The sequence below is a fragment of the Salinimicrobium marinum genome (assembly GCF_014651535.1).
GTDB lineage: Bacteria > Bacteroidota > Bacteroidia > Flavobacteriales > Flavobacteriaceae > Salinimicrobium > Salinimicrobium marinum.
The window spans coordinates 79,696-94,680 of record NZ_BMXB01000012.1; the positions used below are offsets into that span (position 1 = coordinate 79,696).

Genomic DNA, 14,985 nt, shown 5'->3' on the forward strand with positions numbered 1-14,985 from the left:
AATCATCAGAACCTGATACAAGTTCAGGTTGGCGTAAAAAAGGCTTTTCTGATAGTCTCTTTATTTATGTTGTATGACAGATTTATCTTAACGCTTACTGCCCTTGTGAAGCTTCCTGTTCCTGATTTTCAAATTTCTCTGAATATCTTTTAGCCAGCTCTGTCTGGTGACTTTCCAGGCTAATATCACGACCCTGGATGAAGGCTTTGGATAATTTATTGGTTCTCATGTCCAATGCATCTCCTTCGCTGATAAACAGGGTGGCATCTTTTCCTTCTTCAAGGGTTCCTACAGTATCATCGATCCCCAGAATTTTAGCGGTGTTGGAAGTGATCATTTTTAAAGCTTCTTCTTTATTCACCCCATGAGCAACTGCTGTACCTGCATAAAAAGGTAAGTTTCGAGTATTCATGCGTTCCATTCCGCCGCTGGTTTCGAGTCCAACTATTATCCCTTTATCGGTTAAAAGCTTGGCCATTTTATAAGGCAGGTCGTAATCTTCATCATCTAGATTAGGGGTTTGATGTGCACGAGCCAAAAGAACAGAAATGTTATTATTTTTAAGTTCATCTGATACTTTGTATGCATTGTATCCTCCAACCAGAATCACATTTTCCAGATCATTGTCTTTTTTGAAATTAATGATGTCCATGATCTCTTTCTCCCCATCTGCATGGATGTATACTTTTTTCTCTCCGGAAAAAACTCGTTCCATGGCTTCAAAAGGCAGGTGAGTTTGAGATCTTGATCCCGCTAAATAGGCTTTGGCATTGCTGAAGAATTCGGTTAGTTCCTTACTCTCTTTCATATATTCATCATTTGGCTTAACCCCGGGATCTTCCCCGGCCCACCAGCGGCCACGTCTAAAGCTGTTCGGCCAGTTAATGTGAAGTCCGTCATTTTCCTTCATGATGGCATCTTCCCAGTTCCACGCATCAAACTGAACGATGCTTGAAGTTCCGGAAATTCTTCCGCCACGAGGGGTGATCTGCCCTATGAGTACTCCGTTTGGTCGCATGCTTTCCACCACTTTACTTTCAGCATTATAGGCAACGATACTACGCACGTGAGGTAACAATTCTCCCAGTTCACTTTCATCATCTGTCTGGCGAATGGCATCGATCTCTACCAGCCCCAGGCTACTGTTAGGAGCAATGAATCCGGGATATACATGTTTTCCTTCAGCCTGAATCACTGTACCACGGTAGGGCATTTTAGTGGAATTGGCATTGGTGATGGTTCTGATTTTTCCGTCCTCCAGAATAATGAGGCTATTTTCAATGATTTCCCCGTTCCCGATATGTGCAGTAGCACCAACAATGGTAATAGCTTCTGTTTGCTTCGGCGCCGGAGTCTGCTGTGCGAATCCGGTGGCTGCGGTCATCAGAAAAGCAAGTAGAAATATGGATTTTATATTTTTCATTTGACAGTATTCTTTATAATTAAAGTGTATTACAGTGAAACTCTTCCTTTTTCGTCGCTTTTACCGGCTGCGTTTTTACGCCGTCGTTTTTAGCCTTCAGCATTTGAGTAGTAAGCAAATTCTTTTGAGCTTCAATATCCTTTCGTAACTGCTCATCCCGTTTAAGGTCAAAATAAACAGTTCCTTCAATAATGGTCTTTTCTGCCTTTGCATACACTGAAAGTGGATGGTCTGTCCACAGAACAAGATCGGCGTCTTTCCCTTCTTTAATACTTCCTACGCGATCATCGATATGCAGAAGTTTTGCCGGATTCAAAGTGACGAATTTCCATGCTTCTTCTTCAGAAACATCTCCGTATTTCATGCTTTTTGCAGCTTCCTGATTCAGTCTTCTGCTCATTTCAGAATCGTCACTGTTAATAGCCACCGTCACTCCGGCATTGTGCATGATAGAAGCATTTTGAGGAATGGCATCATTTACTTCGTATTTGTACGCCCACCAGTCAGAAAAAGTAGATCCGCCAACGCCGTGCTCCTTCATTTTATCGGCAAGCTTATAGCCTTCCAGAATGTGGGTGAAAGTATTAATGTTGAATCCAAAACGTTCTGCCACTTTCATCAGCATATTGATCTCGCTTTGCACATAGGAGTGTGCAGTCACAAAGCGTTCGCCGTTCAGAACTTCCAGAAGGGTCTCCATTTCGATATCCTTCCGGTAAGCTTGTCCGCTGTTCTTTTTGGCTTCATATTCTCTTGCCCTGGTAAAATTATCGGCAAAAACCTGTTCCACCCCCATACGCGTTTGCGGGAATCGTGATTCACTGTCCCAGTTTGCCTGCTTCACGTTCTCACCCAAAGCAAACTTGATGTATTTAGGAGAATTGTCTATGATCATTTCTTCCGGAGAACTTCCCCATTTCATTTTCAAGATGGCAGAACGACCGCCGATAGGGTTGGCAGATCCGTGTAGCAATTGCATGGTGGTAACTCCGCCGCCAAGATTGCGGTAGATCCCGATATCGTTCGGGTCTACTACATCTTCCATATTAACTTCCGCAGAAGAATTATGTCCGGCTTCATTGACCGCCGAGGCAGCAATATGTGAGTGTTCATCAATAATTCCTGCCGTTAAATGTTTTCCTGTAGCGTCTATTACTGTGGCACGGCCGGCGCTGAGGTCTTTCCCTATTCGGGAAATTTTTCCGTTCCTTACTAGTACATCAGTGTTTTCCAGGATTCCTGTATCTTCACTTGTCCATACCGTTGCATGTCTAAATAAAAGATCTTCCTGCTTCGGAAGGGTTTCAAAGCCATACGCCATGTTTGGATAAGTGATTGGCAGTAATTCAGGATGTTCAGAACCTTTATCTTCTTTTTCTTTTTCTTCTGCTGAAGCTGTTTTTGTTGCAGTAAAAGTAGTTTGTGAACCATCTTCAAGGATCGCTTTTCCGCTGAAGGCTTCAGGGTTTTCAGGAACTTTTGCAGTCAGCCGGATGTATTCAGTTTTAGTAGTATCGGGCGAAGAAAGCAGCAGGCTTATCCAGTTATCCTGATAGTTCACCTTTGAACCAATTTTCGCGTCTCCCCGGGTGATTTCGGCTTTAGGTTTTGCAGGCTCTCCCGAAATTTTCATTTCATAAGATTTTCCTGAAACCGCAAGATCATAAGTACCGTTGAGGTTCACTGTGTTCATATCTTCAATCACAGCTCGTCTTCCCTGAACCCAGTTTTCGTAAAGAGTGGTTTCCTTGTCAAAATAATCTCCCGAGGTGATGATGAAGTTTGCCCATGCACCTTCTTTTAATGTTCCGAGTTTATTTTCCTCTCCTAAAAGTTTTGCAGGCACAGTGGTTAAAGCCGCCAGAGCGGTTTCTTTGTCCAACCCATATTCTACCGCCTTTAGAAGATTTTCCTTAAAAGATTTTTCTTCTCCAAAAGCAGTAAGGGTAAACGGAATTCCTTTTTCGGCCATCATCTTAAGATTGGCAGGCGCCTGATTCCATTCTTTCATGTCTTCAAGACTGGCAAAACCTGCCTGATAAGGATCTTCCATATCAAAAGCTTCCGGAAATTTCAACGGCACGATATAAGTAGCATTTGTAGCCTTTACCGCATCCAGTCTCTTATATTCTTCCCCGGTTCCGGCAATAACATACTGAATGTTGAATTCATCTCCTACTTTGTCGGCTCTCAGCTCGTTCAGCAGATCATCGGCCGCAAAGATCTGGACCAGGTTTTTATTGTTGTTCAGCGCTTCAAGGGCCAGATCTTTTGTGTCACTGTTTCCTTTCGAGTACCAGTCGGCATCGAGGTAGGTTTGTCTTAGCAGCGCCATCGCTCCCATTATGGAAGAAGGATATACCTGCTTTGATTTTGCACTTTTACTGAAAGAAAGATATTGAGCCGATCTTTGGTTCAGGATCCGGTCTCCCTCTGTTCCTTCAGAATTCAGCGCTACGAGCATTCCGGTTCCACGAATGATTCCGTCGGGCATGTGGGTGTTTACGACTCCGAAGCCGAGTTTTCTCAGGGCTTCCGCTTCAGAAGTGCTGTATTCGAAATTTTCAAGGGCAGTGGTTTCCGGACGAATATGGTCGTTCCAGTAATAACCTGCGCGGGAAGCGTCGTACTGCGGATTCCCACTATACGGACTTCCGCCGTTGCTCTTTGGTTTTTCGATTCCGAAGTTGGTGTTAAGATCGATGAACGAAGGATAGACGTCCTTGCCTTTAAGATCGATCACCACGCTGTTTGCCGGCACATTAATAGATTTTCCAATGGCGGTGATCTTTCCGTCTCTCACAGCAAACATCCCGTTGTCGATGGTTTTTGAAGGATCCACATGTATTCTCGCATTTTTGAATACCGTATAATTGGTATTCACTCCGGCTTTCACGCCGTCATTTTTTGGGAAATACTCTTGTGCCTGAAGGCTTAAGGAAGCGCAAAACAGGGCAAAGAACAAGGTCTTTAATTTCATAAAATGTGAATTGGATAATAAGATGAAATAATAAAGTCGGGAAGTTAACAAAAAATTGTAAAAACAATGGCAGTTTAAAAAGTTCCGAAACAAGAGGTGTAGTTTACAAAAATTATGATTTTTTATGTTTTTAAAGATTTTACATTTTTAAATTCATTTTATTTCCGGAATGATAAATAGGGAGTTGAAAACTAATTTTTCGGTAAATCTCAAGGGTAATTATTTTTAAAGAATAGTGGATATTTTGAATCTAACAGAAAGTATAGGGCTAACAATTCTGATTTTGCGAGATCGAAATGCTATGAAGAATGAGGCCGGAGTTTTTTCAGGAAGATCAGGTAAAAGGTTTGGGTTTTACGATAGGGAATAACTCATTTTTATCTCCTGGCTTAAAGCTGATTTTCATCCTGAAAATAATTGACTAGGAGGGCAACGACATAGCTGTAGCTTTTAATTCCGCCTTTCTGATAATTTGCTTCCAGAAAGCTGTTGTAAAAAGCCATGAAAAGAGGTTCAAAAGGATTCTTATGCGCTTCCCAGAATTCCCGGACTTCAGCATAATTTTTTCGAACTCCCGGGTTCACTTTATCTAACAGTATTTCTGCAACTTCCGGATCTCTTCTGAAAAGTTCGTTCATACAATATCCCAAAGCAAATGTGTAGCCTGAATACCTGAAATAAACATCAGGATGATTCATCGTGGCAAGGCAGGCTATAAAATTAGCCTCATTTTCTGCAGCAAAACCTAACTGATGTCCCACCTCGTGGCTTGCTGTAGTTGGGATCTTAAAAGGCACGATCACTGTATTCACCTGACCTTCATTCGTCAATGGGTTGAGGTAACCATTGAAGCCCATGTAAGAGAGGGGAACGCTGTATAAAGATCTTTTGAGACTGGTTTTGTTATAATTAAGTTCAGGAAAATCCTTTTTCAGATGTTCGAATCCGACGACGGTGAGGTCGAAAATCTCGTTTTTTGAATGTGGGACGGTCACCTTCACCGTGTCATTTTGTGTGATGGAAAGGTGGAGCTCATTGGTTCTGCTAATTAAAATTTCTGTTAAGCGTTGCAGTTCTTCTGTTGAATATTCATGGTTTATCTCCAGGGCCTGGTGCAGTGGCGGGCGATAATAATTAAGCCCCCAAAAAAGATTGAAACAGGCGTAAAGAACAGAAAGTGTAGCCAAAGCTTCCAGTATCCACTTCACAGGTTTCCTGAACCTTTCCCTAAATCTGATTATGATCCACCGCAGCAACAGGATCACGAGGATAGCGTACAGGAAATCCCCGAGTGAAAAGGGCAAAAAACCCAGTCCGGCGCGCATCAGGGAAGATGTGATGGGATAAATTCCGTTGCTGTACCACTTTTCAACGAGGTCGGGATAATTTGAAAGTAGCCTGATACAAATGATCTGTACCGGTAGCAAAAGTGTCAGTATAAGGGCTGATTTTTTCTTCACAATTCAAAAGTACGAATTTCAGGGAGCTGTAAAAGAGGCAACAAAATAAAAAAAGGTTCTAAAAACCTGTCGCAGGAATATTTTTAGTGACACAAATTTTGAGGTGTAAACAATCTTGTATCTTTGTGCTAACACAAAATTTTTTTAATATGAGCAATGAAATAAGGGCTTTGGAGCCAAAGCCACTCTGGAATAAATTTGCCGATCTCAATGCGGTGCCACGACCTTCTAAAAAAGAAGAGCGGGTGATAAAATTCATGAAAAACTTCGGAAATAATCTTGGCCTGGAAACTTTGGTGGATTCTGTAGGAAATGTGATCATCAGAAAACCTGCAACCGCCGGAATGGAAAACCGGAAAAAGGTGGTTTTGCAATCACACCTGGATATGGTTCACCAAAAGAACAACGATTCCGGTTTTGATTTTGAGAATGAAGGAATCCAAATGTATATTGACGGCGACTGGGTACGTGCCAAAGGGACTACTCTTGGGGCCGATAACGGACTTGGAGTGGCGACTATTATGGCGATTCTGGAAAGTGATGAAATTCAGCATCCTACCATTGAAGCCCTTTTTACAATTGATGAAGAAACAGGAATGACCGGGGCAATGGGACTGGAGCCCGGAATGCTGGAAGGGGAAATTCTCCTGAATCTCGATACCGAAGAAGATGACGAAATCGGGATAGGATGTGCCGGGGGAGTGGACATTACTGCAACAAGATCTTACAAGGAAGAAACTGTTCCGGAAGCTTCAACAGCATACAAAGTTGTTGTAAAGGGTTTACAGGGTGGACATTCAGGAATGGATATCATCAAAGGCTTTGGGAATGCCAATAAGCTGATGAACCGGATCCTGTTCAACGGATTCGAAAACTTCGGATTAAGAATTTCAGAAATCAATGGTGGCGGATTGAGAAATGCCATTCCGAGGGAAAGCGTCGCAATGGTTACTGTTGATACTGCTCAAAAAGAGGATTTTCAGGCGGAAATAAATAAGCTGGCAGATTCCATTAAAGAAGAATACAAATCTCTGGAACCAAACCTGAAAATTAAAATTTCTGAAGTAAATGCTCCTGAAAAAGTATTGGAAGTAGGAGCTCAGGAACTTTTAGTAAAAGCTGTATATGCAGCCCATAACGGAGTTTACAGAATGAGTCCTGAAATCGAGGGTCTTGTGGAAACTTCTAATAATGTGGCCAGGGTAGAGGTGAAGAATGGACAAATAGAAATCCTGTGTTTAACCCGTTCCTCGGTAGAATCTTCAAAAAATGATCTAGCGAACAGTCTTCGCGCCGGATTCGAACTGGCGGGCTTTGAAGTCACTCTTTCGGGAGAATATCCCGGATGGGCTCCAAACAGGGATTCTGCTATTTTGAAAGTGCTGGATGAGATCTATCAGGAAATGAATAATGAAAAAGCGGAAATCGCTGCCTGCCACGCGGGACTCGAATGTGGAATCTTAGGCAAGAATTATCCGGAAATGGATATGATCTCTTTTGGTCCTACTATTCGTGGCGCACATTCGCCAGATGAAAGAGCGAGTATTTCATCAGCTAAGAAATACTGGAAATTTGTACTGGAGATCCTGAAAAATATTCCAGAGAAGAACTAGAGAAAATGAATATAAATAGAAATGCCCCGCAAAAACTGCAGGGCATTTTTTATACGTGGTTTTGAAAATTTATTCCTGGATACCTACCATTTCAACTTCAAAAATAAGATCGGCATTTGGTGGAATCACGGGTGCAGCACCGCGTTCTCCGTATCCTAAATGTGCAGGAATAAATAGTACCGCTTTATCTCCTACGGTCATTTGCTGAACTCCTTCGGTAAATCCGGGAATCATTCTCGCACCTGGACCAAATTGAGCCGGCATTGGACTATACCCATCCATTTCTTTTCTTTTTTGATTGAATACGTCATACTCTCTGGCAGTTTCTTCAATGTTGGTGTCAAATAATTCACCATTGTCAAGATAACCACTGTAGTTCAATAGCACCATATCTCCATCGTTTGGCTTTTCACCGTCAGCTTTTTCGGTGAAATGGATCTTCAGACCACTTTCAAGTTCTTCAGCCTCAGCTTCAAGATCTTCAAAACGTTGCTGGTTAGCCTGTGCTTTTTCCTGCATTTGCTGTTCCAGTTCTTCCCGTTCCTGCTCGAATCTTTGTAATTCACTTTTCAAAATTTCCGGAGCATCAAAATTCTTGGCAGAGCTTCCTTTGCGAATAATGTTCACCTGTTCCATGATCACATCGTCCACAGGGCGGTCTCCCTCAGCTGTTTCAAGGGTTCCGATGCTGTCAACAACATCCATTCCCTGTACTACTTCTCCAAAGATGGTATGAAGTCCGTTAAGCCACGGAGTTTCTTTCAAGGTGATGAAAAACTGACTTCCGTTAGTGTCGGGACCTGAGTTTGCCATTGATAAATAGCCTTTGCTGTCATGTTCCAGAGTATCCACTATTTCATTCGGAAATTTATATCCCGGGCCACCGCTTCCTGTTCCAGAAGGATCTCCACCCTGGATCATGAAATCTTTAATAACCCTGTGGAATTTAAGTCCGTTATAAAATTTTTCTCCTCGGTAAATTGAATCTGCCATTTCGCCTTTCCCTTCAGCAAGAGAAACAAAACTGGCAACAGTCATTGGAGTTGCCTCGTGGTACAATTCGGCTACAAAGGTTCCTTTATTGGTAACAAATTCAGCATAAAGTCCGTCCTGAAGGTCGGGGTATTCATCATTACAGGCAGTAAGCGTAAATAAAATACTGCATAAAAATAAGATAGACGCTTTTTTCATAATTTAATTATTGATTGAGTTGGAATTTTCCTGATTAATTTTATTTAATGTAACGGTAGATTTTATTGGAACGTTGGTGCCAATCCTGTCTTTATCACCATAAAACCCGAAAGCTTTATGCGAAGGAAACAAAAAAGTCACGGTTTCACCTTCATTCATAAGTTTTAATCCCTGTCTTAAGCCGGTAAAAAGTTCTTCCCGGTCTATCGCATAGGTCCTGGTAGGTAATTCTTCTTCAGAATAAATGATTCTGCCATCAAGGGTTTCAATATTATAATCGAATTCAACCACATCCCCAAATTCGGGGGTTTCTGTGGCTGTCGTGTCTTCATTTTGGTAATAATACCAAAAACCATCGGGCGAAGATATATAGGTGTTGGTACTATCTTCTTCTATTATGTGATAGATAACTTCTTCTTCTTGTGCTACCAGCTGCTTGTTTCGCTCTATAGACTGGTCGATATAAGAACCTGTTCTTTGCATCACGGGACGTCTTGCTTCCGGTGATTTACAGGAGAAAACAGCTGTTGCCACGAAAACTAAAAGAGTTAATTTTCTCATTTTGTTAAGCTCGTTTTGTAGTCGGGTAAGATACTAATAAATTTATCAATGGTTTCTTTTAATGACAGATCGCTTTTTCCACCGGCAGCATTGGTATGTCCTCCGCCGCTAAAGTGTTTACGCGAAAACTCGTTTACCGAAAAAGTACCTTTTGATCTCAAAGAAATTTTCACAATTTTCTCTGCTTCATTCTCGATAAAAATAGCAGCAAAAACTATTCCCTCTACAGAAAGACCGTAATTCACAAAGCCTTCTGTATCACCTTTTTTGAAGTTATGCCTGTCCAGTTCTTCCTGTGACAGCGTAATATAAGCAGTTCGTAAACCTTCTACCACAGTAAGGTTATTCAGTGCCACTCCCAGAAGTTGTAATTTGCTGAAGGTGTTGGTATCGTAGATATTCTCGTGAATATTGGTGTTGTCTGCACCTTTATCAATTAGATCGGCAATGACCCTGTGGGTTAAGCTGGTGGTAGATCGATACCTGAAAGATCCTGTATCGGTCATAATTCCGGTATAAAGACAGGTGGCGATCTGCGGAGTGATCTGGTCGTGAAGGCCTATTTGTTCAATAAAATGATATACCATCTGGCAGGTAGAGCACATGGTGGCGTCACTATAAGTTATATCTGCATAATCATCGGGTTGCTGGTGATGATCAATCATCACGAAAAAACCGTTGGCTACTTCCAGGCTTTCCTGCATGTCGCCGGCACGGGAAAGATGGTTGAAATCCAGCGTAAAAATCAGTTCTGCATCTTTAATATAATCAGTGGCTATTTCTTTTTCCTTTTCAAAAATGACCACTTCATCCTGATATGGCATCCACTTGAGGAAATCGGGATAATCGTTGGGAGCGATTAATTGTACATGATGATCACGGCCTTCCAGTAAAAGCTTTAGTGCAAGAGTAGCACCCATAGCATCTCCGTCGGGTCCTTTATGAGGAACTATAACTACTTTTTTTGGTGTTGAAAGCAGATCTTTAAGTTTTGTAATTTCTTCATTTTTCATAAGCGGCGAAGATACCTATTATTTGAAGATCTTGAAATTGGGAGATTCAAAAATATGTATTTCGGTTGTTTGCACTAATATTTTAAAGTTGGCAAATGGGAAATTTGGAATAATAACATTCCGGAAACAGGAAGATGATTAATTTTGGAGTTCCAATCTTTATACTTTATGAAGCTTATCTTTAAATCATTTTTGCTGCTTTTACTGCTGAATTCCTGTACTTCTTCAAAAAAGACAGGGCAAGCGGAAAAGCTTGTTTCTGAAATTTCTTCTGAAGATTCCGATTTTACAATTGCCTTTGGGAGCTGCAACCGGCAGGATCTTCCGCAGCCACTCTGGGATCCTGTATTAGCCAATAGGCCCGATGTTTTTATCTGGGGTGGTGATAATATTTATGCCGATACAGAGGATATGGAAGAACTGGAAAAGGAGTATCAGCTTCAGAAGCAACATAAGGCGTATCAAAAACTTTTAGCTTCCACTCCTGTCCTTGCAACCTGGGATGATCATGATTACGGACAAAATGACGGCGGAAGCAGCTGGGAATACAAAGCTGAAAGTCAGCAAAAATTTCTTGATTTTTTTGATGTTTCTGAAAGTGATGTGCGCAGGAGCAGGGAAGGAGTGTACCACAGTGAAACATTCACTACCGATGAAGGAAGTGTAAAGGTAATTCTGCTGGATACGAGGTATTTTAGATCTGAGTTAGAGACGGGGAAAGAATCCGGAAAGAGATATGAAGCGGCTTCCGGAGGAACTATTTTGGGAGAAGCGCAGTGGGATTGGCTGGAAACTGAACTTACAATTAGTAATGCCGATTTTAACATTTTAGTTAGCAGTATCCAGATACTTTCAGCGGAACACGGATTCGAAACCTGGGGAAATTTTCCGACGGAAGTAGAGCGTTTAAAGGATCTTATCGTCTCATCAAAAGCAGCAAACGTGGTGCTGTTAAGCGGAGATCGCCACATATCTGAATTTTCTGCTACAAATCTACCTGATCTTGAGTATCCTTTGGTAGATTTCACTTCAAGCGGACTTACCCATACGTATTCAGATTTTTCGGGTGAGCCTAATAAATTCAGGAAAGGAGAAGTGGTGAGTGACCTGAGCTTTGGACTCTTGTTGTTCGATTTCAGCAATAAGAGAATTACGATGCAGATGAGAGGTGTAGGAAATGAACTACAACAGGAGCTGGTAGAAACATATTAAATTACGGTAGACTAATAGAATAACGATAATAGGTTTGCGGAAACTCTTCAAATGCCTATTTTTGCAGCAAAATTAAAATTGATATAATGGCAGGAAACAGAACTTTCACCATGTTAAAGCCCGATGCAGTTGAAAAAGGACACATTGGAGCTATTTTAGAGCAGATTACTGCTTCTGGATTTAGAATCGTAGCGATGAAACTTACGCAAATGACCCAGCGTGATGCTGAGACATTTTATGAAATTCATAAAGAACGTCCGTTTTTCGGGGAATTGGTGGAGTTTATGACTCGTGGTCCAATTGTAGCTGCCATCCTTGAAAAGGAAAATGCAGTAGAAGATTTCAGGGCGCTTATTGGTGCTACAAATCCTGAAGATGCTGCGGAAGGAACTATCAGAAAGAAATTTGCATCCTCTGTAGGTGAGAATGCCGTTCATGGTAGTGACAGCGATGTAAACGCACAAATTGAAGGGGCTTTCCATTTCTCTGGAAGGGAAATGTTCTAATTACCATTTCTTAGAAGCATTAGAAAACCACCTTTTTTAGGTGGTTTTTTGTTTTCAAATTTTGTGTGTCTAAACTTTATCCTGTTTTTCAGCTTTTCCCGTCATGGGAACAAATTTTACAGGCAAGAGTTTTTTTTCCTCAAAACTTTCTTCTCTGGTTCTTGTGAGAAGTATTAATGTTTGACTGGTGCGGCCTACAGGAGCCAGCAATCTTCCGCCAATCTTTAACTGTTGCTTTAATGGCTGTGGGATTTTGGGAGGGGCGGCAGTTAGAATAATAGCATCAAAAGGTGCTTTTTCAGGCCATCCGGAATATCCGTCTCCATAACGGGTAGTAATATTTTCAAAACTGGATTTGGCGAGATTTTTTTTAGCAAGATTAGCCAGCCACTCCACGATTTCAAGGCTGTAGACATGCTTGGAGAGTCGGGATAACACTGCAGCATTGTATCCGCAGCCGGTTCCTACTTCCAGAACCACATCTTCGGGGTCCAGGTGCAATTCTTCCGCCATATAGGCTACGATGTATGGTTGACTTATAGTTTGCTCTTTTCCAATGGGCAGCGGCCTGTCTTCGTAGGCATGTGGTTTCATATCCTCCGGAACAAAAAGCGACCGGTCTATTTCCCGCATGGCTTTGAGAACGTTAGGGTTAGACACACCTTTCTTTTTTATTTGTTCTTCTATCATTTCCTCTTTTGTACTCATTTCAATATTCTTTGTAATTGATTGGCAGTCATTTACTTTAATATAAAAATATAAATAATTCTACCTGAGGTTTGAAGGTTAAAATAAAAAAAATTGCTCCTAAGGTTGTAAAAACTTAATTCTAAGTCTGTTTTTATAATTCCCCTCCAATTATTTTCTCTTGATAAGGTTTTTCTGCCACGACTGCACAGATGCTTGAAAAGGAAAGATTTAGTGTCGTCTTGTATATATTTCAGCCAACCAGGTTTTTATCCATCAGATGAAAGCTTTCTTCAAAATCGACAATTCTTGTTGTAAAGTATAGGATTAGTTGAAGTGAAATGAGATGATGAAATAGCGACAAAATTTGTAGTGCATTCGTGGCTTTTGTATTCTGCACAATTTACTTTAAGTGTAAGAGACTTACCTTAAAACCAGCTTTTTTATGAGTTCCCTGCCAAGTTCTGTGTTGAGCATCCTTATGATTTTTTCTTTTCCGTAGCTGAGTTCCTCTCTTAGTACAGATGAACTTAACTGCACGTAAAGCGTGTTTCTTTCAAGTTTAATTGCGGTGGTATATTTTTCTATGGCAGGACCCATCTGGCTGTTCCAGACTTCCCGTACGTGAACTTTATCCAGCCCTTTCTGTAGCTTGTTATCCTGAACAAACTCCTGTAAAGCTTCGCTGATACTCATATTTTCGTTAGTTCTCCGTGCCATAATCTTCTATGAAATAAGGACTAAATCTTTTGTAGGTGTAGATAGTTCCGTTTCGGTTCAACAATTTTATTTTATCTTCTTCCGAAGAAAGCAGGGTTTCTTTCCAGGAATCATAAGGAGTTTCATAATACAAATTTATGCTGTCGTTTTCGATTTTTACCGTTAAAACTTCTGAATTTTCTGTAGTAATAAAACTTCCGTCTAATTGAGGCCTTACTTTGGTGCGGTAGCCAGTTGTATCTTCAACGCTTATAAAATCAATCATCTCATTGAACCTGAATTCTGTAGGGTTTCCCTCTGTTGGTTCTACAGATTTTATTTCCCAATAGCCGTTAAGGTTCTGTATCTTTTCTTCGGGAGTGGTCCGGTTGCAACCAATCGTAAGACAGGAAACAAGGAAAATGAGGATCAATCTTTTCATAGCTGAAACATTTTGTAAGTCTGGTTTGTATCGCGCACTACTTTTTCGGTACGGTCGCCGTGGGTGTCGCTTATGAAAAGCTGCCCGAGCTGGTTGGTAGCAACCAGGTCTACGATATGGGCAACGCGATTTTCGTCAAGCTTATCAAAAATGTCATCCATCAGCAAAATGGGCGGTACGTTGTTTAATTCTTTAATGAAATCAAACTGCGCGAGTTTCAATGCAATAAGAAAAGACTTTTGCTGCCCCTGGGAACCGAATTTTTTTACGGGGTGACCTTCAATTTCAAAATTCAGATCGTCTTTATGTGTTCCCACACTGGTATACTGCAACGCCATGTCTTTCTGAAGATTCTCCTCCAGTAATTCGGACAGTGATTTTTCCTGAAGCTGACTTTTATAAACGATCTCTACCTCTTCTTTTTCATTGCTGATGGTTGCATAGCGTTTTCTGAAAATTGGGATAAATACCTTTAAAAAGGCTTCCCTTTTTTTGAAAAGTGTGGCGCCCAGCTCCTGCAGTTGCATGTTATAAACTGAAAGTGTATCCCGATCAAAGGTATGGTTTGCTGCAAAATATTTCAGTAGGGAATTTCGTTGAGAAAGGATCTTTCCGTAATCAATCAGGCTGTTGAGGTATAAACTGTCGCCCTGGGAAATGACACCGTCCATAAATTTTCTTCGGGTTTCACTGCCTTCAATAATGAGGTCTCTGTCTGCCGGGGAGATGATTACCGTGGGGATAAAACCTATATGTTCACTAAACTTTTCGTAAGGTTTATTGTTGCGTTTAATTACCTTTTTCTGACCACGCTTTGCACTTACCAGAATGTTTTCCTGCCGTTCATTTTTTTCAAATTCTCCTTCAATCACAAAAAAATCGGAATCGTGTTTAATATTCTGACTGGTAATAGGATTGAAATAGCTTTTTCCGAAGGCCAAATGGTAAATACTGTCTAAAACGTTGGTTTTGCCCACCCCGTTATTGCCTACTAAACAATTAATTTTTTGGTCAAAATCGAAATTGGCCGATTCGAAATTCTTATAATTGAGAAGTGATAGCGATTTTAATTGCATAAATAGCTGTTATTCAGCGAAATATTAATTGTGTTTTCTGAAAGTATCTGCCGGGACAATGAGTGCAAATTAGGATAAATAAACAAATATTTTCCCTTTTAATTTTCAATAAAAATTCTATT

The 14,985-nt window shown here is 41.0% G+C and carries 13 protein-coding genes; 3 read left to right on the forward strand and 10 right to left on the reverse strand.

Annotated elements, in window-relative coordinates; genetic code table 11:
* Positions 1-94: 94 nt before the first annotated feature.
* The 3 genes from IE056_RS13595 to IE056_RS13605 form a co-directional block, all read right to left on the reverse strand.
* Positions 95-1,423: an amidohydrolase family protein gene (locus tag IE056_RS13595; RefSeq protein WP_189605262.1), complete on the reverse strand. Its 1,329-nt coding sequence runs from the start codon at positions 1,421-1,423 to the stop codon at positions 95-97.
* Between the two features lie 19 nt (positions 1,424-1,442).
* The gene (locus tag IE056_RS13600; RefSeq protein ID WP_189605263.1) at positions 1,443-4,403 is read right to left on the reverse strand and encodes an amidohydrolase family protein; all 2,961 of its coding nucleotides are present in this window, start codon (positions 4,401-4,403) and stop codon (positions 1,443-1,445) included.
* A gap of 389 nt (positions 4,404-4,792) precedes the next feature.
* A complete protein-coding gene (locus IE056_RS13605; protein WP_189605264.1) occupies positions 4,793-5,863 on the reverse strand; it encodes a DUF3810 domain-containing protein in 1,071 nt (356 codons plus the stop codon).
* 149 nt (positions 5,864-6,012) lie between these two features.
* On the opposite strand from IE056_RS13605, the gene IE056_RS13610 reads away from it, so the two are divergent.
* Positions 6,013-7,476 (forward strand): aminoacyl-histidine dipeptidase, encoded by a 1,464-nt coding sequence (locus IE056_RS13610; RefSeq protein WP_189605265.1) that lies wholly within the window; start codon positions 6,013-6,015, stop codon positions 7,474-7,476.
* A gap of 69 nt (positions 7,477-7,545) precedes the next feature.
* Here IE056_RS13610 and IE056_RS13615 read toward each other — a convergent pair whose 3' ends face one another.
* The 3 genes from IE056_RS13615 to IE056_RS13625 are packed head-to-tail and all read right to left on the reverse strand — an operon-like array spanning position 7,546 to position 10,241.
* A complete protein-coding gene (locus tag IE056_RS13615; RefSeq protein ID WP_189605266.1) occupies positions 7,546-8,667 on the reverse strand; it encodes a peptidylprolyl isomerase in 1,122 nt (373 codons plus the stop codon).
* Positions 8,668-8,670: 3 nt separating this feature from the next.
* Positions 8,671-9,228 carry a gliding motility-associated peptidyl-prolyl isomerase GldI gene (gene gldI, locus IE056_RS13620; RefSeq protein ID WP_189605267.1) on the reverse strand — a complete coding sequence of 186 codons (558 nt, stop codon included), beginning with the start codon at positions 9,226-9,228 and terminating at the stop codon, positions 8,671-8,673.
* Entirely contained in the window at positions 9,225-10,241 is a 1,017-nt protein-coding gene (locus tag IE056_RS13625; RefSeq protein WP_189605268.1) for a DHH family phosphoesterase, read from the reverse strand. The genes gldI and IE056_RS13625 overlap by 4 nt, the downstream gene beginning before the upstream one ends.
* Before the next feature lie 168 nt (positions 10,242-10,409).
* On the opposite strand from IE056_RS13625, the gene IE056_RS13630 reads away from it, so the two are divergent.
* A complete protein-coding gene (locus tag IE056_RS13630; protein ID WP_189605269.1) occupies positions 10,410-11,453 on the forward strand; it encodes an alkaline phosphatase D family protein in 1,044 nt (347 codons plus the stop codon).
* 86 nt (positions 11,454-11,539) lie between these two features.
* Positions 11,540-11,959 carry a nucleoside-diphosphate kinase gene (locus tag IE056_RS13635; RefSeq protein WP_189605270.1) on the forward strand — a complete coding sequence of 140 codons (420 nt, stop codon included), beginning with the start codon at positions 11,540-11,542 and terminating at the stop codon, positions 11,957-11,959.
* Positions 11,960-12,028: 69 nt separating this feature from the next.
* On the opposite strand, the gene IE056_RS13640 is transcribed toward IE056_RS13635, so the two are convergent.
* The 4 genes from IE056_RS13640 to recF all read right to left on the reverse strand — a co-directional run bounded on the left by IE056_RS13640 (position 12,029) and on the right by recF (position 14,863).
* Entirely contained in the window at positions 12,029-12,667 is a 639-nt protein-coding gene (locus IE056_RS13640; protein ID WP_189605271.1) for a protein-L-isoaspartate(D-aspartate) O-methyltransferase, read from the reverse strand.
* A gap of 402 nt (positions 12,668-13,069) precedes the next feature.
* Positions 13,070-13,366, reverse strand: a complete 297-nt coding sequence (locus IE056_RS13645) for a DciA family protein (protein WP_189605272.1) — start codon at positions 13,364-13,366, stop codon at positions 13,070-13,072.
* Entirely contained in the window at positions 13,350-13,787 is a 438-nt protein-coding gene (locus tag IE056_RS13650) for a lipocalin family protein (protein WP_189605273.1), read from the reverse strand. Before IE056_RS13650 ends, IE056_RS13645 begins: the two co-directional genes overlap by 17 nt.
* The gene (gene recF, locus IE056_RS13655; protein ID WP_189605274.1) at positions 13,784-14,863 is read right to left on the reverse strand and encodes a DNA replication/repair protein RecF; all 1,080 of its coding nucleotides are present in this window, start codon (positions 14,861-14,863) and stop codon (positions 13,784-13,786) included. The genes IE056_RS13650 and recF overlap by 4 nt, the downstream gene beginning before the upstream one ends.
* Positions 14,864-14,985 lie beyond the last annotated feature (122 nt).

Bases quoted from the DNA above. Each gene is read 5' to 3' on its own strand.
- IE056_RS13595 (WP_189605262.1), bottom strand. From the start codon at position 1,423: ATGAAAAATATAAAATCCATATTTCTACTTGCTTTTCTGATGACCGCA.
- IE056_RS13600 (WP_189605263.1), bottom strand. From the start codon at position 4,403: ATGAAATTAAAGACCTTGTTCTTTGCCCTGTTTTGCGCTTCCTTAAGC.
- IE056_RS13610 (WP_189605265.1), top strand. From the start codon at position 6,013: ATGAGCAATGAAATAAGGGCTTTGGAGCCAAAGCCACTCTGGAATAAA.
- IE056_RS13615 (WP_189605266.1), bottom strand. From the start codon at position 8,667: ATGAAAAAAGCGTCTATCTTATTTTTATGCAGTATTTTATTTACGCTT.
- gldI (WP_189605267.1), bottom strand. From the start codon at position 9,228: ATGAGAAAATTAACTCTTTTAGTTTTCGTGGCAACAGCTGTTTTCTCC.
- IE056_RS13625 (WP_189605268.1), bottom strand. From the start codon at position 10,241: ATGAAAAATGAAGAAATTACAAAACTTAAAGATCTGCTTTCAACACCA.
- IE056_RS13630 (WP_189605269.1), top strand. From the start codon at position 10,410: ATGAAGCTTATCTTTAAATCATTTTTGCTGCTTTTACTGCTGAATTCC.
- IE056_RS13635 (WP_189605270.1), top strand. From the start codon at position 11,540: ATGGCAGGAAACAGAACTTTCACCATGTTAAAGCCCGATGCAGTTGAA.
- IE056_RS13640 (WP_189605271.1), bottom strand. From the start codon at position 12,667: ATGAGTACAAAAGAGGAAATGATAGAAGAACAAATAAAAAAGAAAGGT.
- IE056_RS13645 (WP_189605272.1), bottom strand. From the start codon at position 13,366: ATGGCACGGAGAACTAACGAAAATATGAGTATCAGCGAAGCTTTACAG.
- IE056_RS13650 (WP_189605273.1), bottom strand. From the start codon at position 13,787: ATGAAAAGATTGATCCTCATTTTCCTTGTTTCCTGTCTTACGATTGGT.
- recF (WP_189605274.1), bottom strand. From the start codon at position 14,863: ATGCAATTAAAATCGCTATCACTTCTCAATTATAAGAATTTCGAATCG.